This is a genomic window from Mesorhizobium loti CJ3sym, from assembly GCF_000472785.1.
Classification (GTDB): Bacteria; Pseudomonadota; Alphaproteobacteria; order Rhizobiales; family Rhizobiaceae; genus Mesorhizobium; species Mesorhizobium loti_E.
Genome location: NZ_AXAL01000032.1, coordinates 1 through 22,705, shown reverse-complemented (window position 1 = coordinate 22,705; position 22,705 = coordinate 1). Strand labels below are relative to the sequence as shown.

General features: G+C 55.8%; 15 protein-coding genes and 2 pseudogenes. 8 read left to right on the top strand and 9 right to left on the bottom strand.

From position 1 onward, the window contains the following. Positions 1-30: 30 nt before the first annotated feature. From A3A9_RS0131630 to A3A9_RS39880, 4 genes and pseudogenes are all read right to left on the bottom strand, one after another. Positions 31-471 carry a hypothetical protein gene (locus A3A9_RS0131630; RefSeq protein ID WP_027062199.1) on the bottom strand — a complete coding sequence of 147 codons (441 nt, stop codon included), beginning with the start codon at positions 469-471 and terminating at the stop codon, positions 31-33. 615 nt (positions 472-1,086) lie between these two features. Continuing rightward, positions 1,087-1,679 (bottom strand): annotated as a pseudogene (locus A3A9_RS41395) (integrase core domain-containing protein); the annotation flags it as partial. A 149-nt stretch (positions 1,680-1,828) separates the two neighbouring features. Further along, entirely contained in the window at positions 1,829-2,758 is a 930-nt protein-coding gene (locus tag A3A9_RS0131620; RefSeq protein ID WP_032932986.1) for a S1/P1 nuclease, read from the bottom strand. Positions 2,759-2,867: 109 nt separating this feature from the next. Then, positions 2,868-3,983 (bottom strand): DUF3800 domain-containing protein, encoded by a 1,116-nt coding sequence (locus tag A3A9_RS39880; protein ID WP_027033115.1) that lies wholly within the window; start codon positions 3,981-3,983, stop codon positions 2,868-2,870. Positions 3,984-4,175: 192 nt separating this feature from the next. On the opposite strand from A3A9_RS39880, the gene A3A9_RS0131610 reads away from it, so the two are divergent. Continuing rightward, positions 4,176-4,973 carry a glycoside hydrolase domain-containing protein gene (locus A3A9_RS0131610; RefSeq protein ID WP_080680385.1) on the top strand — a complete coding sequence of 266 codons (798 nt, stop codon included), beginning with the start codon at positions 4,176-4,178 and terminating at the stop codon, positions 4,971-4,973. A 182-nt stretch (positions 4,974-5,155) separates the two neighbouring features. Here the strand turns inward: A3A9_RS0131610 and A3A9_RS0131605 are convergent, their stop codons facing one another. Beyond that, the gene (locus tag A3A9_RS0131605; RefSeq protein ID WP_051402052.1) at positions 5,156-6,892 is read right to left on the bottom strand and encodes a metallophosphoesterase; all 1,737 of its coding nucleotides are present in this window, start codon (positions 6,890-6,892) and stop codon (positions 5,156-5,158) included. Between the two features lie 536 nt (positions 6,893-7,428). Between A3A9_RS0131605 and A3A9_RS0131600 the strand changes: the two genes are divergently transcribed. Together A3A9_RS0131600 and A3A9_RS0131595 are read left to right on the top strand one after the other, a co-directional pair. After that, positions 7,429-8,394 carry a glycoside hydrolase family 25 protein gene (locus A3A9_RS0131600; protein WP_157279975.1) on the top strand — a complete coding sequence of 322 codons (966 nt, stop codon included), beginning with the start codon at positions 7,429-7,431 and terminating at the stop codon, positions 8,392-8,394. 38 nt (positions 8,395-8,432) lie between these two features. Beyond that, positions 8,433-10,295 carry a glycoside hydrolase family 25 protein gene (locus A3A9_RS0131595; RefSeq protein ID WP_027033119.1) on the top strand — a complete coding sequence of 621 codons (1,863 nt, stop codon included), beginning with the start codon at positions 8,433-8,435 and terminating at the stop codon, positions 10,293-10,295. 351 nt (positions 10,296-10,646) lie between these two features. On the opposite strand, the gene A3A9_RS0131590 is transcribed toward A3A9_RS0131595, so the two are convergent. Next, positions 10,647-11,483, bottom strand: a complete 837-nt coding sequence (locus tag A3A9_RS0131590; protein WP_027033120.1) for a hypothetical protein — start codon at positions 11,481-11,483, stop codon at positions 10,647-10,649. Positions 11,484-11,735: 252 nt separating this feature from the next. On the opposite strand from A3A9_RS0131590, the gene A3A9_RS0131585 reads away from it, so the two are divergent. From A3A9_RS0131585 to A3A9_RS39875, 3 genes are all read left to right on the top strand, one after another. Beyond that, positions 11,736-13,427: a phospholipase D-like domain-containing protein gene (locus A3A9_RS0131585; protein WP_051371323.1), complete on the top strand. Its 1,692-nt coding sequence runs from the start codon at positions 11,736-11,738 to the stop codon at positions 13,425-13,427. Between the two features lie 189 nt (positions 13,428-13,616). Continuing rightward, positions 13,617-13,937, top strand: a complete 321-nt coding sequence (locus A3A9_RS44350) for a hypothetical protein (protein ID WP_152536217.1) — start codon at positions 13,617-13,619, stop codon at positions 13,935-13,937. 173 nt (positions 13,938-14,110) lie between these two features. Continuing rightward, positions 14,111-14,557, top strand: coding sequence for a hypothetical protein (locus A3A9_RS39875; RefSeq protein ID WP_027062197.1), 447 nt, complete (start codon positions 14,111-14,113; stop codon positions 14,555-14,557). Between the two features lie 1,425 nt (positions 14,558-15,982). Here the strand turns inward: A3A9_RS39875 and A3A9_RS0131565 are convergent. Beyond that, positions 15,983-16,600, bottom strand: a complete 618-nt coding sequence (locus tag A3A9_RS0131565; RefSeq protein ID WP_033838920.1) for an SLATT domain-containing protein — start codon at positions 16,598-16,600, stop codon at positions 15,983-15,985. A gap of 49 nt (positions 16,601-16,649) precedes the next feature. Here A3A9_RS0131565 and A3A9_RS39870 point away from each other — a divergent pair, with 49 nt between their 5' ends. Together A3A9_RS39870 and A3A9_RS0131555 are read left to right on the top strand one after the other, a co-directional pair. Then, positions 16,650-20,231: a DEAD/DEAH box helicase gene (locus tag A3A9_RS39870; RefSeq protein ID WP_051371313.1), complete on the top strand. Its 3,582-nt coding sequence runs from the start codon at positions 16,650-16,652 to the stop codon at positions 20,229-20,231. After that, positions 20,228-22,003, top strand: a complete 1,776-nt coding sequence (locus tag A3A9_RS0131555; RefSeq protein ID WP_152536216.1) for a hypothetical protein — start codon at positions 20,228-20,230, stop codon at positions 22,001-22,003. The genes A3A9_RS39870 and A3A9_RS0131555 overlap by 4 nt, the downstream gene beginning before the upstream one ends. Positions 22,004-22,077: 74 nt before the next feature. On the opposite strand, the pseudogene A3A9_RS43135 reads toward A3A9_RS0131555, so the two are convergent. Together A3A9_RS43135 and A3A9_RS43130 are read right to left on the bottom strand one after the other, a co-directional pair. Further along, positions 22,078-22,394, bottom strand: a pseudogene (locus tag A3A9_RS43135) (IS3 family transposase); the annotation flags it as partial. A gap of 19 nt (positions 22,395-22,413) precedes the next feature. Further along, positions 22,414-22,662, bottom strand: a complete 249-nt coding sequence (locus A3A9_RS43130; protein ID WP_080681082.1) for an integrase core domain-containing protein — start codon at positions 22,660-22,662, stop codon at positions 22,414-22,416. Positions 22,663-22,705: the final 43 nt, after the last annotated feature.

The following is a 22,705-nucleotide window of genomic DNA, read 5'->3' as shown; positions in this document are numbered from 1 at the left end:
CCGATTTCACCTCATAGTGGTTTTGACGGTCTACGCAGCACGGGCCGGCGGCAGCTCAAACAGGTTGGCACCATTCTCCTGGCCGTTCTCGACATAGCCGATGACACCGAACCATCTGGCGACGTCAGGCCCCTGCAGCCAACTGCGCGAATGGATGGGAAGATTGCCGGCGAGTGCCTGGATGTGCCTGATATGCCGCTTGCAGAACCGCACGGTCGAGGCCCGAAAAAAATCCTCCTGCGCGGCAAACAGCGTATCGGCGGCATCGCTGTTCTCATGCCAGGCGATGATCGCCACGGCCTTCTCGCCCTCGACCAGCGCGTGCGCCCGGCCTTCCTTCAGATTCATCATCAGATTGTCGTAGGCGACCTTGCTGTCCTTGCCGGCCGCCGCGTATTCGTCCGACATCCGCTTGGACAGGCCATGGAAGACATCCTCGAGATCCCCGAGCGTCGCTGCGCGTGCTTTCATTTCACCTCCTGCAGCCCCGGCAGGGAGTTTGCCCTAGGGTGAGGCCATCACCAAGCAAATTGAATCCGGATGCGGCCGGGTGAGAGCAAAGTTGTTTCGGCGGGCGAGTCCAGCGGCATGTCGGGCTGTGCCATTGGTGGAGGGCTGGGCCAAGATGATGAGTTCAACTGGAAAAATGGTGCCCAGAGGCGGAATCCAAGAGAAACAAATTTGACTTTGTTTACAAATGTTTGGCCTCCAACATCGTCCCTGCGTGCCAACAGAAGTACCAACTAAATATTTCTGTGGATTAGTTTGGTTCCCAAACCTCGCTCTGCACGCTACGACGCCGGCATACCTGCACCTTATCTCACAAGCCGATAGCGGTTGCTACTTGGGGTGGCCCAGTTCGTCCCCCTCAATGACATCCCATGATGCGGGGGGTCGAGTCGGGAGAGCGCTACCGCCAATACAGCGCTGCAACCGAGTTCGTCTATTGAAGGGACTTCGCAAGCGAAGTCAGCAGATTCAAATCCTGGCCCCGCAACCAATTTCATCATAAATCAATAAGCGTCCTGGTCTAACCGGGGCGGTTTTTGCGTTTCAAAGCGGCGAATGGGACGCAATGACGTTGCCCTATTGGGCGGTTTGAACGACGGGCACAGGCGCGGAGCTGATCATCGTGCGCAGCGCTGCGTCCCGTCGCGGGGGGAAGGTGTGGGCGAACTCGAAGGGGTCTGCCATCCGAGCCGCGAATGTGGGCTATTGAAGTTGTAACCTGCCCGCCAACTGGCCAAGACCGCGCGAGCCTGTGCCAATGAGGTGAACAGCATCTCGTTCAGCAGTTCGTCATGGAGGCGACCGTTGAAGCTGTCGATGAAGCCGTTCTGCATTGGCTTGCCCGGCGTGATATAATGTCAGTCCACGCGGCTTGCATTGGCCCAGGCAGGGATCGCATTGCTGGTCAGTTCGCTGCCATTGTCACTGACCACCATCTTCGGCTTGCCGCGTTCGATCATGAACCGATCGAGTTCGTGGGCAACCCTCACGCCGGACAGAGACGTATCCGCGACCAACCCTGGGCACCGGCGCGTGCAGTCGTCGACGACGGTCAATATCCGGAAGCGACGGCCATCGGTCAGCTGATCCGACCCGAAGTCCAGTGACCAACGGTCGTTGGGTGCAACGGGGACCATCATCGGTGCCCGCGTTCCAATGGCTCGCTGGCGGGCCGACATCTCCTACCGACCGCAACATCTGCTGCAATGGGCAAAGAGGATCGGAGCTGACCGTCTGGGATTACGCAGTCGGTCCTTGCCGCCGATCCGAAGATCGTCGTGCGCATTGCTTGAGTCGAGAGGCGAGGGCGGGATAACCCTTACTTTCCGCCCTTAAGCGCCTCATTCAGTTCCGCAGCCAGATGCAGGCCGCCTAAAGCCAGTTGCTGCGTGACTACAGGATGGAACTTTTCAAAATACGCCTGATCCAGAATCACGGGATGACCAATATCCGACTTTAACGGGGTTCCTGCCGGCAAGGCCTGATACGCAGCCTCGGCTTGGCGGTGACATTCGGCAAGCCATTTCTCCGGTGTGTCGTCGGCCAGCAGGTCGGCCGCGAGGGTCGGAAGCAGCTTCTCGGCCTCGGCGGCCGCCAGCCCCCAGTCGTAGTATTTGAATGTAATGAGGTCGGTGTCCCAGACAGAATGGAAGGTCGTGAAATCCCTAAAAGTCGAGTTGTCGGGCGCGGGCCGGGTGACGTTGAAGGTCACCGTCAGGGTGTTTCCTCCCTGGTCTTTCTGGCTCCCATCAACGCGTTGAACGCAATGCAGGGGCTGGGCCAAGTCGCCCGTCAGGTGGATCACAAACGCCAAGGCCTTCCACCGGGATTCATCATCCTTTGTTGCATCCGACAATATCGCTTCCTGGGCGGGCAGGGCCTTTAGAAGGCAGCTTCCATAGGTGGCGTCATCGGCACAATCACGTATCGCATCATAGTCGGTTGTAGCGCTCGATCCTCCGGGCAGCGACGCCAGCGGGATGTCAACAAAATGCCAGTTGCTGGTATCCTTGTGTCCGTCTGCCCGATAGTCGTCAGCCCAGCTGGCAATCGACGCCATCGAGACGACCTGCTGACCTGTCAGCCCCAAATGCGCCCGCAAGAGCCGCTGAACGACATCACTAGCCGATGAGGTGAGGCGGTGCTGCGCGATCTCGGCAACGGCCGCGTGACCTTCCTGACCCCACGCGAAGGCGTGCGTGGGGGACGCCAGGACCACCGCCGCCGCAATAATTTCTCTGACTTTCATGGTTTTCCTCCCGTAGAGACACGCCGTTCGGAGGCGTCGATGATCAATCATTTACCCCTGACTGCGGCGTCGTAACCCACCTCGGCCGCATAGTGCGTTCGCGTAGCCCTCATGAACCCGTTCTATCCAGGAAGAACGCTGCCCCGTGCCTGTCACGCTCGCTCAAGATGTAGTGGGCAAATACTGCGTTCTCTTCAACTGACTGTTCCATAAGCGCAGCCAAACGTTCCAGCGTGCGGGTCTGCTGAGCAGAGAGATTCTGACGGTCCTGAACAAGCTCCTCGCCGGCCGTGACGCAGACGTAGGTGAAGAACTTTCCAAGGAGACCAGCAACGACGTCAGACAATTGAATGCCCGGCTCGTCATGGGATGACGCGAACCGGTAGTTCGCCAAGGGCTTGGCCCCGTTCGTGAGCCCCAGTCCGGAGAGATAGGGCTCGACTCCGTATTCGTCGTCGAGAATGTGGGTCGAGTTTTTGAGCATGGCAATGCGCTCTAGATAGAACGGACCAAAACCCTCGATCAGGACATTTGGCGTCTCGTCTTCGAGGAAGGGCAGGGCGTCAAGACGGGTGGCGATTTGCAGGACGCCCTTCAGCATGTTTCGTCGCAGAGGCGGGAGAAGGTTTGCGCGATGCGTCAACAGATCCAGGAGCTCGTTGACAAACTCCCGGCGCCGGGCTCTGCCCACGTCCGGGTAGGTGTAGCGGCGGAACATGTCGACGGTGGTCTCATAGTCGTGTCGCAAGACCGTATAGAGGTCGTTCTTGAGGGCTTGGTTCCAAGGTAGGAGAGCATTTTCGCCGGCTTCAGCGAGGATCGAGTCAATGATGTCGACGATCGACCAGTACAGCGGGTCGAGGACGGTGAAGTGCGTGTACAAATCCTGGGCTGACAGCCAAGCTAAGAAGGCCTCCATCTTTGGCGAGGTGAGCGCCTCCAGAAAGCTACCAGTGGCGATGTGCTTCAGTTTGATCTCTTTGGCGCTGGCTTGGATCCTAAGCTCCGACCGAAGAGCCTCCAGTGATATCGGCCGAGGCGGTCCTCGGTGTGCAACACCGGCAATGACGAAACATTTTGGGTCTCGCTCGTTGAGACCGTCTGCGCGGACATGCAGTCGGCGGATGTTGTTCGTTTCATCGTAGTAAACGGCATAAGCGTCATCAGCCTTGACCAAACCGTGGAGTGCGATCGTAGGGTCCCGAAGCATGTTCACGTCACTCACGGTTCACCTTTGTGGGTCGCTTCTCGCATCCCGATTTAACATAATGGATATTATACGAATATTATCAAATAGTTAGAGAGTATCGATATTTTCACACTAACGCACTTGCGAGGCAAGACCTTTCGATAGCAATATTTAATCCAAGCAACAACAATGCCAGAGGACCGGCCAGTAAGGGCGAAGTGACGAACCATGGGACGCCTTTCCAGACGAGCATTCCTCTCAGCTTCTGCGTCAGCGGCTTCATCGCTGCTGTTGCCATCGGGCAACGTCCCCACTGCACGAGCAGACGATAAAACTCCGCGAACTTACAGCGCAGTCGACTGCTACTCATACCCGGGCGACGACGCCATCAAACAGCTCCGCGAGCAGCTCAAATTCGATATTGTCGGCTTCTATCTCAACCATGTCCGCGGTACGCCCGACCTCACCTGGACCTATGATCGGCGATCTGATCTGGCTATGAGCGGCTGGGGCTTTTTTCCCACGTACATCGGCGGAGATCTCAGCCTGATGGTTTCGAAGCCGGAGCTCGGCATAAAGCATGGACTGGAGGCGGCGCAATTCATGACGGACGTTGGCTTCGGTCAAGGTTCTGTTGTGTACCTGGACATCGAAAAGCCGGCAGGGGAACTGCAGCTTTCCCCCTACCTCAACAATTGGATCAAAGCGGTGAAAAGCCGGAAATTTTACCCTGGGTTCTATGGATCTTACAGCATGGCCGATTGGCTGAAGAACCTCAGCAGCGCACTATGGTCGGTTGAGTTACCTGCGCCTGTGGCGGCGGTAAGCTACGACTCTGACGACAATCCAACAGGCCTCATCACGTCTCGCTGCATAGCCACTCAGTATCTGCAAAAACAGAAACTTGCGATTATAAAAGGAACACCCGGCGGTGATGGGACCTATGATTTGTCGCGCTCGCTGGCAGCTGATCCGTCGGACACCGCTTGCATTGCGGCGGCACTAAATATTAAAACATTGAAATGAGGTGTCCCTACATTTATTATAGAACCAATTTTTCACAACCTATTGGTTTTGATTAATTTTCTAAGTGCCGTAATTACACTTGTACAAATTTGACTTTTCACTGTGATATATTAGCTTGTATGAAACACCCATTGCCATCAGGTGTTATCCTGCTCAATACGGCCAATGGAGCGTGTCTAGACCTATGCTAGGCTGTCCGTATCGTTTTGAGCCGGTGTGGCTCCAACTGAGAATGGCTGCTCGATCAGTTGCGGCTTGAGCGCTGATTGCGGCGTGTAGACTGGCGCCGGATTTCCCAGCTTCTCGGAATTAAGCCGCCAATCTCTCCGTTTCGGAACATCCGTGAGTCCAACCGGGAAGACGGTAACAGTATCCCCCTTGATCCTCATCCTCAGAAAATGGCGGTGGCTGTCGCGCCGCATGGAGCTGAAGGCGTCGTTGTGGTTCATGTTGAGCCAACGCGACGTCACGTAGAGATAGGCGCCAAATAGCGAGCCACCCACCAAGCCGCCGATCAGGATCGTCTCGGCAGCGGTCAGCAGGAAGGACGTCCGAGGCCACCCGCCCAGTCCGCCAAAGCGGCCATTGAACCAAGCGACCAGAGTTACGGTTGCCGCGACGCAGAGACTGTGTACAATTCCGTTCGCCAACGACACCAGCCCCGTTTTGGCGCCACCACCTTCCTGGTTCTTTGTGTATCCCCAGAAACCTGCGACCAGCAGAATAGGGGCGATATAGTAGATGTCATAGGTCAGCGCTTTCCCCATGAGCGATATTAGCCAATAGGCAGATCCCAGGACGAGCGCGAATGCCGGATTGTAAGCAACGAACACAAAGTTGCCTCGCAGCATCGACAGGCTGTCCGCCTTCGAGGGATAGACCGCCTCCCTGCCCTGTTCATTCGCGCCGAGGCGGAGCCCCTTGATTTGCCCGCTCAGCCAGGAATACCCATCACTGACCCGGTCGAGATTAACGCTCGGCTCGACCTGATGCGTGGGATGAAGGAAGGCCCCGCCGCCGCCCGACGTCACGAACTGCGCGCTGCCGTCGTCAGCGACGTATCGGCTGTAGTGATGGGTGTCGCCGGACAGCACCAGCGGAATTGTCAGCCCACGGCGCTGCTTCAAGGCGATCGATCCAATGTAGCTCATGACTCTAAGCGCCCTGTTCCCAGCCTTGCCCGTATAGAGCCATCCCGGCTCCGGCCCGCAGAGAATGATTTTCGCGTTGTCAGGCATCGCCTTGGCTATTTCGAGGAAGTACTCTTTCTGGGGTTGATCGACATCGTCCACGAGCTGGGCATCGATCGCCCACAACCACCACTGATCCGTCAATTGCACGGCAAAATAGCTCCGGCGCTGATGTGTGCGCCAGCCACCAAGGTGCATGTGGTCCTTGCGGCAGAACAGGGCAAGAAACAGAACGAGACCGTCATACCAGTCATGATTGCCTGGTACTGCGTAGACCGGCGGCCCCTTGAGCAGCCCCGGATTAGGGTCTGGAAAGGCCCAGTCATACGGATCGCGGAGTTGCTTCTGATAGGTTTCGGAGGCGGCACGTGGATAAACTTCATCGCCTCCCATGACCAGGAGTTGCCCGCGCCTCGTCTGCTGTCCGCCGACGGTTAATTTCTCCTGGCTAATTAGCGACGCGATCGCGTAGGTCGCATCGAACCCGTCTCCCAAATCGGCCACGAAGTCGACCCAAACAGCTCCGTCGCTATCGGGACCGAAGTTCCAAACTTCCTGGTTGTCTTGCCCCGGCAAAAATTGCCTAGCCCGCTTCACGAGTTCGTCCTCGGGCACCGTGTCGAGGGCCGCCACGATAAGCCGCCTGTCCGCGTATTGGCCGAAAAGATCCGAGAGGACGACGCGCCACAACAGTCGCAGCAAGAGCCCTGGACTGAACCAACCCGTCATCTTGGGGTATCGAGCGAGTCCGGCTAGATCGGGCGGCGGCGTCGGCACGTTGGTTCCCCCCATCGCAGTTTCTGCAAAGTGGGAACATATCGTTATTTCTATAGAAAAGGACTGTAATTCAACATAATCCCCAAACATTTTGGCGATCAGTCATACGATTTTAACATGGCCAGTCGCGCCGCAAGGCGGCTGCAACTTGTCTTTCGGGCCGCAATGCTTACGGGCGGCAATTGGGGCCAGCAACTTGATCGCCTCCGAAGTCTCTGCATGGGTCACATTTTCGTGAATACGACATGTGCTGAGCTTCTATCATCTCCTATATTCACAGCCAAATCGCTAGCCTTTTCAGTTGGTTCCTGCCCTGTCCGGGAACCGCTTTTTCACACCCGGCCCGGCGCGGACGACCTTCTTGGGGCATAAGGCCCGTATGCAAAGCGGATCAGATAGTTCATTCTACCCGCAGGTTCCATTTACATTTGGGGGATGAAGAAATGTGTGCCGTTAGACTGAATCGCCGCTCTGTTTTGTTATCCACCTTGGCTTCGGCAATCTATGTCGGAACAAACAATTCGCTGGCAAAGAAGGCCCCGGCGGGCCAGCTGCCGACTGACGATTTGACCAGAAGTGAGATATTCAACGAATACCTCGTCAAACCTTGGGATGCGGCAAATCCTGCCAACGGTGGGACACTCGCGATCCCAGCGAAATTCAGTTTCCCTGACGACGCCCTGTATGACTGCAAGGTCAACGCCCGGAATGAGTGCGTGACCGATCCAAAAACGCCTCGGCCCGCAGACATGATGTTCGGCATCGACATCAGTCACTACACGGATCCGAACTTCTCGTTCAACGAGTTGCGTAGCCAGCAAGTTCGTTTCGTGCAAATGAAGACAAGCCAGCGGCACGACATCAGGGATAAAAGATTCCCGGATTTTTGGAAACGCTGCGGCAGCCTGACGGGAGATGCCAAAGTCTATCGCGGTCCATATCATTTCCTGGCTTACGGAGCCAAGGGCAAGCAGCAGGCGGATTGGTTTATTCAATGCCTCGAAAATGCCGACCCCCACGGTCTCGGCCCTGAGGACATGGCCCCCGGCGTCGACCTCGAGTGGGACGTCTACAAGAGCACGGGAAAGACGGACCACTGGGCCGGCAAGGGTGCGGATCATATCCAGGAAGTCGCGCTGGAGTGCCTCGAGACCTTGAAGAGCCGTTTGGGAAGAACGCCCATTCTCTATACGGGAAAGAGCTGGTTTAGCGATCAGACGCTGCCCCTGGACCGCTTCAAGAACTTTGCTGACTACCCGCTCTGGGTCTTCGACTATAACCCTCGGCGCAAGATCCAAGAAAAGCCGGTGCTCCCGGATGCGTCGAAGCCGGCGGCGCTCTGGCAGTATACCGCTTCCGCAAAGGTGCCGGACTACAAGAAGACGGTTGACGCATCGGTGTTTTATGGCACGGAGGCCGACTTCCGCAAAACGTTCGGCATTGCCCCAGTTTGAGCCGCCGGCAAACAAGTTCGTCTAGCTCAGGGGGACAGATGCGCAAGATCGCCTTGCTTGTAGCGCTGCTTTTGGGAGCGTTCGTCGATGACGCCTCAGCGGCGTATGATTGCGAGAACCACCCTGTATCGGTGGCCGACGCTGACTGGTGCAAGTACTTCGATGAATTTCCATACACCCGGCAAGATGACCTTGGGAGGAAGGTCAATTGGCTGGTGAAGGAGTCGATGGCGGCAATCGACCTGCCAGATAAGGCTATCAGGAGCTACGCCTTCGTGGTCTCGGTGTGGGACTATCGCAAAGGCCAGGTCGATGAAGACGAGGTGGAGGGCATCAAGGCTGATAAGCCGGCCATCCTCAAGTTTATTTCGGGACAGGGCTTCGACGAGGCCATCGTCCTGAACAATGGCGACGCCACAGCTGATCGGATCAGGAAGATTTTCACGGAATACTATATCCCTAAGTTCGAATCGGCAGCTGCCGCTGGCCAAAAGATCAGGTTCATGTTCATTTTTGACGGGCACGGATGGCAGCCGCGGACCAGCGGGGGCACCGGCGCCTTGGCGCTGGCCGAGATAACCGATGATCGCGACCTCGACTACGACCACCGCTTTTCACTGGCCGAATTGCGCGGGCTTCTCCAGGACGTATCGCAATACACGCAGGCCAGTATAGCGCTACTAGGTTCGTGCTATTCCGGCAGCGTGTTCGAGGACGGCGCCGGTCACGAAGAGGATTTCGCACCGGGCAGCGCCGCGTGGATCGCGGCGGCCGCTCCGCGCGGTATCGAAGCCTGGGAGCTCAAAGATCGCAGCGGCACCGTGTTTTTCACGAATCTGTTCCGAGCCGTGGAAACCTGGCACGGCGCAAGCGCCGATCTCGTACCGCAGGATCCGGGCGGGAATATCGCCCTAGACATGACCCAGTACGCGCCCACATTGCGGGACGTCACAACTCTGATCAATACTCGGAACTTCTTCGGCGGAAAGAACCCCGAAACCGGCCAGCCCTACCCGCCCTTTATGGTGGACACCATTGAGTTCAGCGGTGGCAAGCGTGCCGCGTATCGCTTCGTTGCCGGACAAGACCTGGCCGACAAGGTCGGGCAAAACATCGGGCTCAACCTTGACAAGGTTGCTTTCACAGGGTCGTCCATCGAGGGTCGCTCCGACATCACCGTCGTCCACACGCCTGCGACCTACTCAATTCGAGGAATCGATCTCTCGCCGGGAAACATAAAGGACAGTTTCGACTTCGAGAAAATCAAGAGCGAGGCCGGCATATCCTTCGTGTATTTCAAGGCAAGCGAGGGCCAGAAGCCTTCGAACCCCGAGGACCAAAGCAAGGAAGACCAGAAGTTTGGTTTGGTCAAGCGCGCATGGGACAAGGCTCGAGCCGCTGGCTTGTCAGTCGGCACCTACCATACCTTTCGGTTTTGCGAAGAAGCCCAAGACCAGTTTGCATACATCAAGGAGCGTGTTCCGCGAACCGAAGGCATGCTCCCAATTGCGATAGACGTGGAATGGTACAACGGTGCACCCAACCCCCTTGTCGGAAACTGCGGCTCCACCGCCAGCAAGGCCCACGCAAAAATATACGAGCTGGCGCGCGATCTCGAAGACTACTACGGGAAGAAGCCTCTCATCTACCTGGTCTCGTCTTCCGTGAAGGAGATCGTTGGCGACAGCGCGGATTACCCGCTGTGGATCGCAAACTACAGTGCCAACGCGGCTGCAATCGGCCCTGGCGAACCTTGGACCCTGTGGCAATACACGGGCCGGGGTCGCATTCCGGGCAGCCAGAACGCCGTCGATTTCAACTATTTCTTCGGCAATGAGGCACAGTTCGCTCTATTTCGGAAGAGCGGAACGAATATCGCCGGAGAGGTTGCGAGCAAGTAGCCCTGACAATTCCACTTAGGCAGATTTGCCGAGACCGCTCGTCGACGAGTTCGACGCACAACATTGACCAATCGGGATCGTACGGCACCTTGTGAGGGTCAATTGTTCCCTGCACATGAAGGCTGGTTCCTGGTTTGAGGATGGCGCGGCTTCGGCCATTCGCCGCGCGTCAACCAGTTTGAAAACGAAACGGTTCGATTTTTGCCCGGTGGAACCGGGTGGCGCCTGCTCGAACGCAAAATACGTCGGCTCGGTTGGGGGTTGTAGCGAACGTTGGCGCAGCCATGAGCGACGCCCCGGCAAATGCCCACCCTGCGACCGATTGTATGAGAGCGATTTTCGGTGAGCCTCCTATTGGCAAGAACTCGGTATTCGTTCATCGGTCCAGATGTTGCCATCGCAAGCGCTCAGGTCCGCGACCGCCGCACGAAACAGTAGATTCCTTTCAGCTCGCCAGCCGGCCCGGAACGCTTGTCCGACTGCGAAGGCCCATTGGGGCGATCGGAGGTCTGCGTCGCCGACATCACCAGTGCCGCCGGCCGCTGTGTAAGACTTGCGTGTTGCTGATACTGGCCTGCCGTAGGAAAACGCCTTCACCGGAGCTTCAAAAGCGGCAGCGGGGGGCCCACAGGCCTTGTCAACCGCATGGGTGGTATCTGGATAGCTCGCGGTCGTCACGCTCACACCGTCACGAAAAAGGAAGCAATAAGGTTCATTCGGGTACTTCCACTTTTTGTCCTGAGCGGGCTCAACGACGTAACCAGCGACTGGAAACTGAGCATTCGAAGCCATCCAGAGGCGTGATGCTAACCGACCCGTGCAAGTGGTAAGGTCATCCCGGCCGGCGTCGACGCATGCGTTGACGATCCAGCTTGCGAGCTGGTCTGCACTGGGAAACAGCAGATATGCGGTGGCCTTCACCGGATTCTTTGGAAACTGGGTGTCCGTATAGGTACAGACTTTAACGGGCAGGCCTTTCCAGTCGGGAAGCTGCTCCAGGTTTGCGTGGCTGCACCCTTGTCGCATGTACTGGCCCTCATGGTGGTCCTCGCTCACGTGAGGCTCCGCCCACGCCGCGATCCGTTGCTGCAGCATCGCCGGCGAAAGCTGACGAACTTTTGCCCTCGCTGGCGCCAATATTCCAAAAGCAGCCAGCAAACAGACCGCAGTCCGAAGTGCTTTCATCATAAAATAGTCCCCCCACTCAACGGCGATAATGTCAGCACCACCATTTGATTTATTTCTGCTCCTTAGCACCCGTCGCTATGTCATCTGAGAGCATTCCTATCACTTTTTGTAAGGAACTCCACTGCCTTGCTGATGAAGCATTCGAGCCATCCTCCAGAATTCGTATACTTACTTTGTGCGAGGTCCAGGATTGCACTTTTCGATGAAACGCGTCACCATGCTTTGTCGCAGACTGTAATGGGGGGAACGGTCATGGCAAGCAATTTTCAGGCTACTGGAAGCAACGCTAAAGCCGCATTTACGCTCAAGGTTCATCGCGGCGAGAGAATGGCACTGGTCGCCATGAACTGGCGAACCGGAAAGCCGCCGACCAGCTTCGTGGGGTTTGCCATCCAGTACCAAGCTCCGGGAGCGGCTAAACCCTCCACGGTCTATAACAGGCTCAATTTTGAAGGATCTCCGAATCCCAAGGGGTATAAGACTTTTCGGACGACCGAGGCGCCTATCCAGAAATTCAGGTGGGTTGTTTTCCCGCACGATGACCCGCCGCCGGGTCCGTACGCTTTTATAGTCACCCCCTTGTTTATGGATCCCGCAGGAGCTCTTTCCCCGGGCAAAGCTCAGACTGCGACGATCGATCTCGGGAAGGAAACCTATCCTGGTCAGATCAACGTGGCGTTCACACGGGGCTATGTGGCATCTCAAGCTTTCGTAGATAGGTATCAGGATGGCGGCTCTCTAAAGACACTTCTGCCTGCCCGGGTAGATCAAGGCACTAAATTTGTCCCAACGCATCCGAAGTCGGCAGAGGCCTACGAATGGATGGGTTTAGAGGCCCGCAAGGAAATTCTCGCCCTGCTGGATGCGGCGGTGGCTGACCCTACCGCCAAGGTCAGCATGGTCGCTTACGACATGAGCGAGAAAGAGATCATGGACCGCCTGCTGGCGCTCGGTCCGCGCCTCAGGATCATCATTGATGACAGTGACAAGCACGGGCTAAAAACTAGCGGTGAAACCCAGTCCGAAACATTACTCATCGCCTCCGCAGGCTCCAGCAACGTCAAACGTGAACACATGGGCGGCCTGCAGCATAACAAAATGATAATCGTCGACACGGCGGTGCCGCGCGCCGTCTGCGGATCAACCAATTTCAGCTGGCGCGGTCTGTATGTCCAGTCGAACAATGCTTTGCTCTTGACCGGAGCTCAAGCCGTGGCTCCTCTCAAGGCAGCGTTCGAAGATTATTGGAAAAAAGATGGATTCATAGGCAGTCCCTCACCTGACTGGCATCCACTCCGCTTGGCCGGCATCGATGCCAACATCACTTTTTCGCCCCATGACAAAGCCCGCGCGCGCCTGGCCGAGATCGGCAAGGACGTTGAAAAGGCCAAGACCTGCCTGCTGTATTCTCTGGCCTTTCTAAGTATCACGCCCGGAGCTGTGACCGATGCCGTCGAGGCTGCTACCAACAGTCCGATCTTCACCTACGGAATTTCTGACAAAAACACCGGTGTCATCGTGCATAAGCCCAATGGCAATATGGCGCCGGTCTACTTCGCCCGGCTCAACAAGCACGTGCCGACGCCATTCAAGGTCGAGCCTTCCAGCGGGATGGGGCCGAACCTGCATCACAAGTTTCTGGTTATCGATTTCAACACCCCCGACGCTCGGGTGTGGACCGGGTCCTACAATTTCAGTGCCGCAGCAGACCTTCAAAATGGGGAGAATCTGTTGCTCATACGCGATCAGAAGATCGCGACATCGTACATGGTGGAAGGGGTGCGCATCTTCGACGACTATCATTTCCGCGTTACGCAAGAAGACGCAGCAAAGGCCAAGAAAACGTTGTCACTGCAAAAAGCACCTCAGGCTGGCGAAGACCCGTGGTGGGCAGAGGACTATAAAGATCCGTTCAAGATCCGAGACCGCGAGTTGTTCGCTTAGGCGCCTTGATCCGGCCAAAACGCAGAGATTTTCTGGGGTATTTTGATCCGCAATCGTCCACGACAACGCACCATGGCGCCGGCTATTTCCGGCTGGGAGGCTTGATTGCCTACAAAACTGACCGGTTCTGACGGAACATCTATTGCCATCCCGGACGGATGGACAGGACTTCAAGGCAGGGATGGGAGAATGGTGCCGATCCCGCGTGGCGGCCTGGGCCTACAGGGGCGTGACGGCCGCATGGTAGCTGTTCCCAAAGGAGCGCTCGGCCTGCAGGGCAGAGATGGCCGCATGGTAGCCATCCCTAAGGGCGCGCTTGGACTTCAAGGCAAGGATGGACGAATGACCGCCATTCCATCCGGTGCCTTGGGTTTGCAGGGCAAAGATGGCCGCATGGTCGCGATTGCCAAAGGATGTTTGGGTCTCCAGGGGCCAGATGGACGCATGGTTGCCATTCACCCTGGCAAGATAGGCGTACCGGACGCGAACGGAAGAATGAGGAACAAGTGACGCGGCCAAAGCTGCGGTCGATCAAGCAAAGCAGGACCCTCGTTACGCCATTGTGGATGGCAGAACCGTTCTCTCAAGTATTTTGTTTTGACGTACTTTAAATCTCTGCCCGAAGTTGCTAGCCTCTCCTAATACATAGGGCTGGGGGAGCCGAATAGGCGCGGGGGACATCAATGGCTAGGAAAGTAAGTGGCGCTACGGCGCCACCTGGCGGAGCACGTGTTGAAGCGAAGACTCGCCGCAGAGGGATCTCCGACCAAGGCGCGCTAGTTACTGCGTTGGAGTCCCATACAAAGGCGCTCCACCGGATCTCGGATGTTCTTGAGAAGGCGAATTTCGATACACTCCTCAAGAAGATCCCGCCCCCGCTTGATAACGCTGGCATTCTAAAAGTGCTTGCTACGTTTTTCCACAGACCGGACCTAAAGACAGGTAGCGCTTTCAACATTATCTCTCAGGGCGCCCCTCTATCGCTTATCGCGAATGTCTTCAACAATATCAAGGAGTTCAACGACAGAGGGTTGGCGATTCAATCTAACGATATTGATGACATCAACACAGTCGGCGAGTTGGTTGGCCGCATCAAGGTAAAGCTCGACGAAGCAAGAGGTAAGCTCTGATGAGCGGGATTGGCCTGTCTGCTTTGAAGAGACCTGCAGCGGCGATGGCCATTGGTTTGGTGGCTACACAGCCCGTGTTTGCCTCCCAAAGCAGTGAGCTCGCAAAACTTCGGGCTGAGAACGCCGCGCTGAAGGCTGAGCTCACCGCCCTGAAGTCACAGCCTCAGCCGCCGTCCCCAACGCCTAGCGCCGACGATCCGGCGAAGAAAGCGAAGGCCTCTGCTGAGCGCAAACGGCTCTTCATCCGCAAAGATCACTTCGAGACGGTTTACTACATCGCGCCTGGCGGAATGCCCGAGGGTAGGAGGCAGGGTCGCCCTCTACGGCATCCTCTTCCAAAACATGAAAGAGGCGGGTCCGTTGCTATGCGGGCGCATCGGCTTTAACACGTCCTTTGAGTATCTGCGCGACCCCATAAATGGGCGCGGGCAGCACGATTACCATGCCGAGGTGGATTACGCGTTAGGCGCGAGCAAGGCGACTTTCGGCAACGATCTGTGCGAGGGACCGGAAGGCGGGGGGCTTGGCACGTCCACGCTCGCCTTGACCTACGATAACGGGACCGACAAGGACAGTAACGAGACTAGCAGCTGAAGCTTGCTCTGACCTACCAATACTAGGCAAATGGGGCAAAATCGCACATCCATTGCGCTGAGCGCGAGGGTCGAGTCCAGGGGACCGTCGCCGGAGACGGTTCAATACCGGGACCAATCTCGCACAACACGCAAAGCCGGGGCATCGCTGTCCCGGCTCGCTTGATGGGACCATCTCCCATTCGCTGGCGATCGACACCGTCTCGATTGCCTCGTTTGGCTCCTTTAGGGCTGTGGGCAGCCAGCTGTTGCCATCGATCTCATACCAGGAAGCTGTTGTCAGCCATGCCAGCTCGATGACGTCGATGTTCAGATTCGTAACCTTTTCGACGATGCGTTCAATCGCCAGATAGTCGCTGAGATCTACAATCTGCGCGTCAAAATGCCTGGGTGAGCATAGGTTAGTGGGAATGGCTATGCCTTACCGGCAGGGCCGGCACGGGCACCAGTTGCCCGCTGCCGAGTTCAGCCTCGATCATTCATCCTGCGATGTCCTAGAGCAACGCTCTGCCTGCTTCGGGCCGAAGAAACGGGCCTTGGAACTGAGTTTGGCGCTCAAAGGGGCAGCTCCGGCGGTGCACTGGGGACGACGATGCCTGCGGGTTCGGGGGATTGATAAAGCGGCTTGAGCGTCCTGAGTGAGCGTTCAACTTGAATGCGCAGGACGGGAGGAGAGCACGATCGGCTTCACACCGTCATCGGGTTTTGCCCGTACTTTGAAGTTGAATGTCCTTCGCAGCTCACTCGTAGTAAGATCAAACTAGGCGTCGCTTACGCGCCTGTCGAACCGCCGATTTATCGAGGGATGGGGCACACGCGGAAACCAAATTGTTCAGAGCCCTATTTCTGATCTATAGCAATAGCCCAATACCGTGGGGCCAATTATTAGTACAAAATAAAGCCAATATTCTGCAATGATCAGAGCTACGTAGCGAATAAACATTAACGTCAGAGAAAATATTCCAATTTGCATATCTTTATGGAACATCAATTCAAATCTAATATAGTCAACATCTTTGTGATTTAGTTGGTGTTTCTTTAGAATATCACTGTAAGTTGCGCTAAATTCAGGTCTACGGCTGTTTGCTTCCTCCAAAGTCAGCGCCTGAAATTGGTTGTATATTTCAGAAATCTCCAGCGCGCACTTCTGCATCCCGTCTGCCTCGCCGCTGTAATTTTTGGCGCTCTCCAGCAAAGTGATGATAATTAGGAAAATGGATATAATGAGGGACACAACCGACAGAAATTTCGGTCCGCCCGGCGGGAGGCTTGCCTCATAGAGCAGAGGTATGAGCGCCACGATTACCAGGTAAAAGGCGAGGAAAGATGTTGCTGTGGTGGACAGCGACTGTTTCGCTTTGAGCCGTGTGTGGGCGTTAAAGCGGGCACTTTTTGTTTTCCACATCTTTCCTAGGAGCGGGTCGGTGGTTCTGCCGGGATGTGGTTGCATGATCTTCTAAACTCGCGAATTAATGGATTGATCTAGATAGTGGATAATCATGGCCCGACGCAATCAGAGAATTCGACTGGAAGATACCTTCTCGCTTTCAGAAGACTATCTACAACGTCCTCAAGTCGAAGAGCTACGCCCTGGATTGATCACGGCTGTCGTCAAGGAGACAGGCGAAGATCGAACACTTAAGATCTGGTGGAAAGCTGGAGATCAGGCAGACGGGGAATTTAGGGAGCTCTGGAACCATGAAAGGCTTCAGGTTGATCGGGTAATGAACTATCCTGACGCCGATGAAGTCATGGTCGAAATCATCGAGATGATCGAGACCGCAGATTCATTTTGCGTGGTATATGAGGCCGCAGCCACTCCGCTGGCGGCACGTCTGCGCACCTTAAGCTCTCGCCATTGGCTGAAGGGGCTGGACATCGTCTCCAATCGAGCAATCCTTTGGAGCAACCTTTCCCGCTTAGCAAAGGCCATAGGGCTATTGCATGCCCGGGGACTGGTTCACGGAAGGCTTGACCGGCATGCAGTGTTCACGAACGGCAGCAATTCTGCGGACTTCAAACTTGGAGGCTTCGAGTGGTGCGTTGGCATGGGGGAGGCCAAACCCCTTGATCCGATGTTGGCGAAAGCGCGCGCGCGGATCGACCGGCTGATTTATTCCTATGGTGACGATTGGAAAGCTCTAGGCGCGCTTTTTGCTGATATATTGGGTGTGGACGTGACTCGGCTTCGGTCGGATGACCCTTTTCAACGGGGCCGACCCGTAATTGATCTAAGCGAAGGCGAGATCGATTTTCTGCGTCGACTAACTGATCCCCATAGAGAAGACGCCGCTGATGCACGTTGGGTCATGCGTTCGGTCGACGCGCTACTACGCGAGCTCGTCCGGTTTGGGACCACGAAAGCGGCCCGCTTCATTCTACTTGCCCGTCCTAACCGAAAAATGGCGGAAGCTATCGATCAGGCTACTGATGGGGGCATCCCAATCGACGATTTGGATGGTCAAATAGCATACATAGAGGGCGATATTGCGAGTGGCGCCAAGATTGTCGTTTCCAACCAGAACGATTTGGAGACGCTCGATACGTTGACAATCATTACAGAGGCTCTCTCGTACCGCGTTCGACAGTTCACGGACGAAGGTCCACCCACCTGGCAAATCGCTACTGTGGTTTCGATCGTTCCGAGGGATCGAGCTCGACTGCCTGGCGATCGAGAGGTTCATCGCCTTAACCACGAAGTCCTAGTTGCCCGCAACAAGCACGACGCGCTGGCATTGCTCGGCCGCTTGAGAAGTATGGCGATTGACTGGACTATTCCAATAGTCCCTGCAAAAGTCGACGATATCAATCGCGAGAGCGTGCCTTTGCAGCGAGCAGTATTGCTTGTTCAAGTCGTCGAGGCGTTAGTCAAATCGTTGGACATCCTGCCTGTCAGCGTCGCGTCAGCGAAGACGGATGGAGGGAGAAATGTTGTTCGCCTTGCCCCTCGTTTGGGTACAGCTCGCGACAATCTCGCGGCCGAAATTGAAGAGCGCAACACCGCCGAGGTTATGGATCGGATATTCGAAAAAGAAGATCTTGGAACTGACGTCGATTGGAGGCTCAGTGTATCAGGAACATTATCCTCAAAAAATGCAACCGAGATAAGGGCGCGTTTTCTCGGAGTAGTGGAAGGCCCCAACGGCTCTCCGCTCTACGAGTTTGACGTTCTGGATCTCATCCGTGACGAAAAGAACCTGTTTCTCAAGCGCAGCGGAGAAGCGGGGACGGAAGCGTTGATCCGGCGCCGTTTGCGAACAACCAAGGCGCTTGGCGAGCAGCGGGATTTGGCATCGCTGTTTGTCGACTTGAGAAGGCGGATAAGAAGCTCACAGGACGTCTTGGTAGAGGATAGTGAATATCGTGACCTAGATGGCCCAAAGCGGGAAGCATTGGAACAGATCTGGAAAACATTGCCCAACCATCTAGTCGTCGGGCCCCCAGGTGTCGGGAAAACGCGACTAAGCGCCGAGGTAGTCAGGCGACGCCTTGAAGGCGACCCAGCCGCCCGAATTCTCCTGAGTGCTCAAAGCCATCAAGCACTTGATCACCTACTCTCAACCGTCCGAAAGAAGGTTGTCGCGGCGCTGCCGGAAACGATCATAGTTCGGTCTAGGGGAGGAGATGATTCAGTCTCGACGGATGAAGATCTTCGAAAGACCGCGGCTAGCTATCTCGATCGGGTTCTGAGTTCAGCTTTGATAAATGAGGCTCCAGGCCCCTTGCAGCTCGGGATCTCGTCGCTCAAAGAGGCTGTGCTGCACGCCACATTTGATGATGAAGGCAAGGTTACCCGACCGCTTAACCGCCGTGAGGAAATTGGCTTACGTGCATTAGACGCATTAGTTTTAGAATCGGCAAACGTTGTTTTTTCAACAAGTAACTCTTTCGACGTTGAGCGTTTATGTGAAGATGGTGCGCAATTTGATTGGGTTCTAATAGAAGAAGCGGCTAAAGCGACAGGCCCGGAATTGATAGCTCCATTATCGCTGTCAGGGCGCCGGCTGCTGATAGGAGATCATCATCAGCTCCCCCCCTTCGATGCGGAGCGGCTGACGTCAATTCTTTCAAATAACACCGCAGTCCGTAATGCACTACAGCAAGTCGAACATGTACTTGGAGCCACGTTCTTTGAAAGCGGTTTGGATGAGCTAAGATCTGCCGTCCGAGACGAAGCGGTGTTAGAAACGACGACACAACTCGCACTTCGTATGCTCGAGCCCTTTCGTTCACTCGTTGAGGAGGAGGAGCGTAAGCGCACCGTGGCTGGAGGGCAGAGACGCACTGTATCAAGCGAATTGTGGTGCCAACATAGAATGGATCCGGCGATCGCCGAGTTGGTCTCACGTTGCTTTTACAAAAACCGGCTTTACACAGGTGATGACAGGATTGAGAGCGCCAAGTTACCATTGCCTTTTACGTTCGATAGTAAAATTCCAAGCTCGCCGATCGTCTTCATCGACATGCCATTTGCCAGCCGATCTGGTCGAGCTGAGCCGGTTGAGAAGGGGCGGCCACGATGGCATAATCCGTCTGAGCGCAAGATTGTCTTAGAGATACTCCGTCGTCTGAAGGTCGCGGATTTGAAACCCGCCCCTGCCGACCTGAACACTCTGGCTGTGTTATCCCCCTATAGGGCTCAGGTTGAGCGTATGGCCAGAGACTTGGACGTGTTGCGAGATAGCGGTGCGAGTTCTATCGCGCAGTTCTCAGGTTTCACCCACGATAGCCGCATGCATGGAACGGTCGATTCTTCTCAAGGCAGCGAGGCAGACTTGGTGATCGTTTCTTTAGTACGAAACAATCACCGCAATGGCGTCGCCTCGCTCGGCTTTCTAAGAGATCCGCGACGGATGAACGTGCTTCTAAGCCGGGCAAAAATGCAGCTAATCGTCGTCGGGTCTTTGGAGTTCTTAAAAGAAAGCACGCGGCACGCCTCCGCCGTCGAACAGGATGACCTCGCATTCATACGTTTGTTCCTGGACACGCTAGAGTACCTTACTACACAAAAAGCATACCGAGGTGGACCCGCGGCGGTTGTCACTAGGGCGGCTGATGCTCTTGAAGGAGTGACATTTTGATCACGAGCAAAAGCCGTCCACTGGCGATTGCCGCAATCCCCATTCTTCGTGTTTCGGCCCGGGTTGTTCTTGAGAAGGGACGGGGCTGGAGTGCCATTGATGAGCTTGTCCTATGGGCATTTTCAATTAAGGCACGATCAGCAACACAGATGGCGAGAGAGTTGAACCTCCCGAGGCGCGTTATCCTGGAAATCGTCTACCGGATGATGCGCTTCCGGCTGATCGAAGCGGTGTTGCTGCATGGCGTTCCGGCATTTCAGGCCACCGCATATGGGTCGGCAATTGTCCTTCATGGTGAGGAAATCCCCACACTTCAGCGAAGATTTTCTCGCAAGATTGCCTTCGTGGTCGATAAGATAACTGGAACGGTCTTTCCTAAAAGGGACGTTCGGGTCGAGAATGCTGGGGCGCTGACGGCTTTCAAAGAGAGTGGGGCCGCTGTCCATGAGATCGAAGTACGTGGACAAAAGGTTCAAACGAGTCCGTCTCAAAATGTAGCAAGATTTCAGGAGATTCTTAATCCTGATGAGACTTTAATTTATTTTGATGGCGATACTCTAATCGAGCGAGATGACGAATACATCATCGTGACTGCTGACGGTCATGATCTAAGGGGTCTGCCAGCAAAGGCACCTGCGCAGCTAAAATCCCAAGTTGTTTATGCCCTTTCGCTTCCCGTATCGGGAAAGAAGGTCGTGATGAACTCTCTCATTTCGAAGGACGACGAACCGATCGTGCCGTTGATGGCCCGAATTGATTTTGATCCGCGCACAGACCTGATCGTGGGTGGTCAAGAGCACATGGATGCATTCCATGCCATTCTTGCGACGGCCAGCCGTCGAATATACCTCCACTCGTCATTCTTGAAAAAGGACAGCTTCGACAATGTCGTTGACCTTATGCGTGGCGCTGTAAGGAGGGGGGCGCGCATAGATATATTTTGGGGAGCCGGAAGCTCGAACGAGCCAAAAGAAAAGACTCTTTTGGAGGCGACTGCGATCTCAAAGGCGATCTCGGGTGATGACTCTCTTAGAGGAAGCGTCACTATTCATCTGCGCTCCACCGGGTCGCATGCCAAACTGATTGTTGCGGACGATGGGCTTGGTGGTTGGATCGGAGCAATAGGATCTTGCAGCTGGCTCTTCAGCAAGTTTGATCGCCTCGAAGTCACTGCAATATTGCGATCGCCGGGTATCGTGGCGCAGCTGGTTAGCAGCTTCTGTAAACTTATAGCGCAACCCGGCTTTCGGCCCGAAGTCGGTAGTGAACTTTACCTTTTGGGGAACGCTCTCAGGCTTCAGCCTCAACAAGGAAAAATGACCGCGGGAGTAGTATCGGGCCAGATGCATGAAGCCCTCTTGCGCCACGCGAGTGGAACCGCCGAAAAACGCTTCCTGATTGCCAGTGATCGGCTAGGAAATGCCGCATTTGCCAATGCAATAATTCCTGCTGAACACTTCCATTCGAGGACAGGTTTAACCCCCGTAGTCGTATACAGTCAGAACTCCGGTGCCATCGCAGAGGCCAGCGCAGCTATGTCGGTCGCAGTAGAAGCACTGGCAAGAGGCGTTCAGGTCGTGTCACCGACAGAGAGTTTCCACGCGAAGTTCCTCCTATGGGGCGAGGATGACGTGGTGATCACGAGTCTCAACATGGGCTCTGCAACAATCAGCCCAGACCTTCCGATGGGGGAATTGGGCGTTCACCTGTCAGGTTCGCAGGTCGCAAGCCACCTTATTGATAGGCTCCGGGGGCGGTGGGCCTTTCTTTAGGGAGTTGTTGCTGAATGCGAGGATGTGGGCGTGCCTTTTGATGTAACCACCGATGAAGTTAGCGTCGAAGTTGGAAGGATGCGGAAGCGGCGCCCGTCGGTGAGCTGGTCCGATACGAAGTCGAGCGACCAGCGCTCGTCGGGCCTCTGCGGCACCAGCATCGGCGCCCTGGTCCCGATCGCCCGCTTGCGGCCGCCACGGCGGCGAACGGCGAGCTTCTCTCCCGATAGAGCCGGAACAGCTTCTTGTGGTTCACGACCAGGCCCTCCCGCCTCAGCATCACGAGAAGACGCCGGTAGCCGAACCGGCGACGCTCCTGCGCGATCGCCTTCATCCGCTCGCGAACCTCGCGGTCGTCCGGCCTGCTGGTCTCGTAGCGAACCGTCATGCGGTGACCTGCCTCTGAACTGTCATCCAGCTGCGATTAGAGCCTCGACCGTTTTTGTTACGCCATGTGGCGCGGGTTGAGCAACCGGCGGAGGCGCGGAGCCTTCCATCAGCACAGCGTCGGAGCCGGTTGCGGTGATGACCTCGGCATAGGCTGCCGGGGTCTGGTAGCCGAGCGAGGAATGCGGCCTCGCGGTGTTGAAGTCCTCCTTCCATTCGGTGACCTGCCACTGAGAATTTCCTCCATGTGAGATTAGAGTCCGGCCCTTGATCGAAGGACGGACTGATGAAGAGAAAGCGGTTCACGGAAGAGCA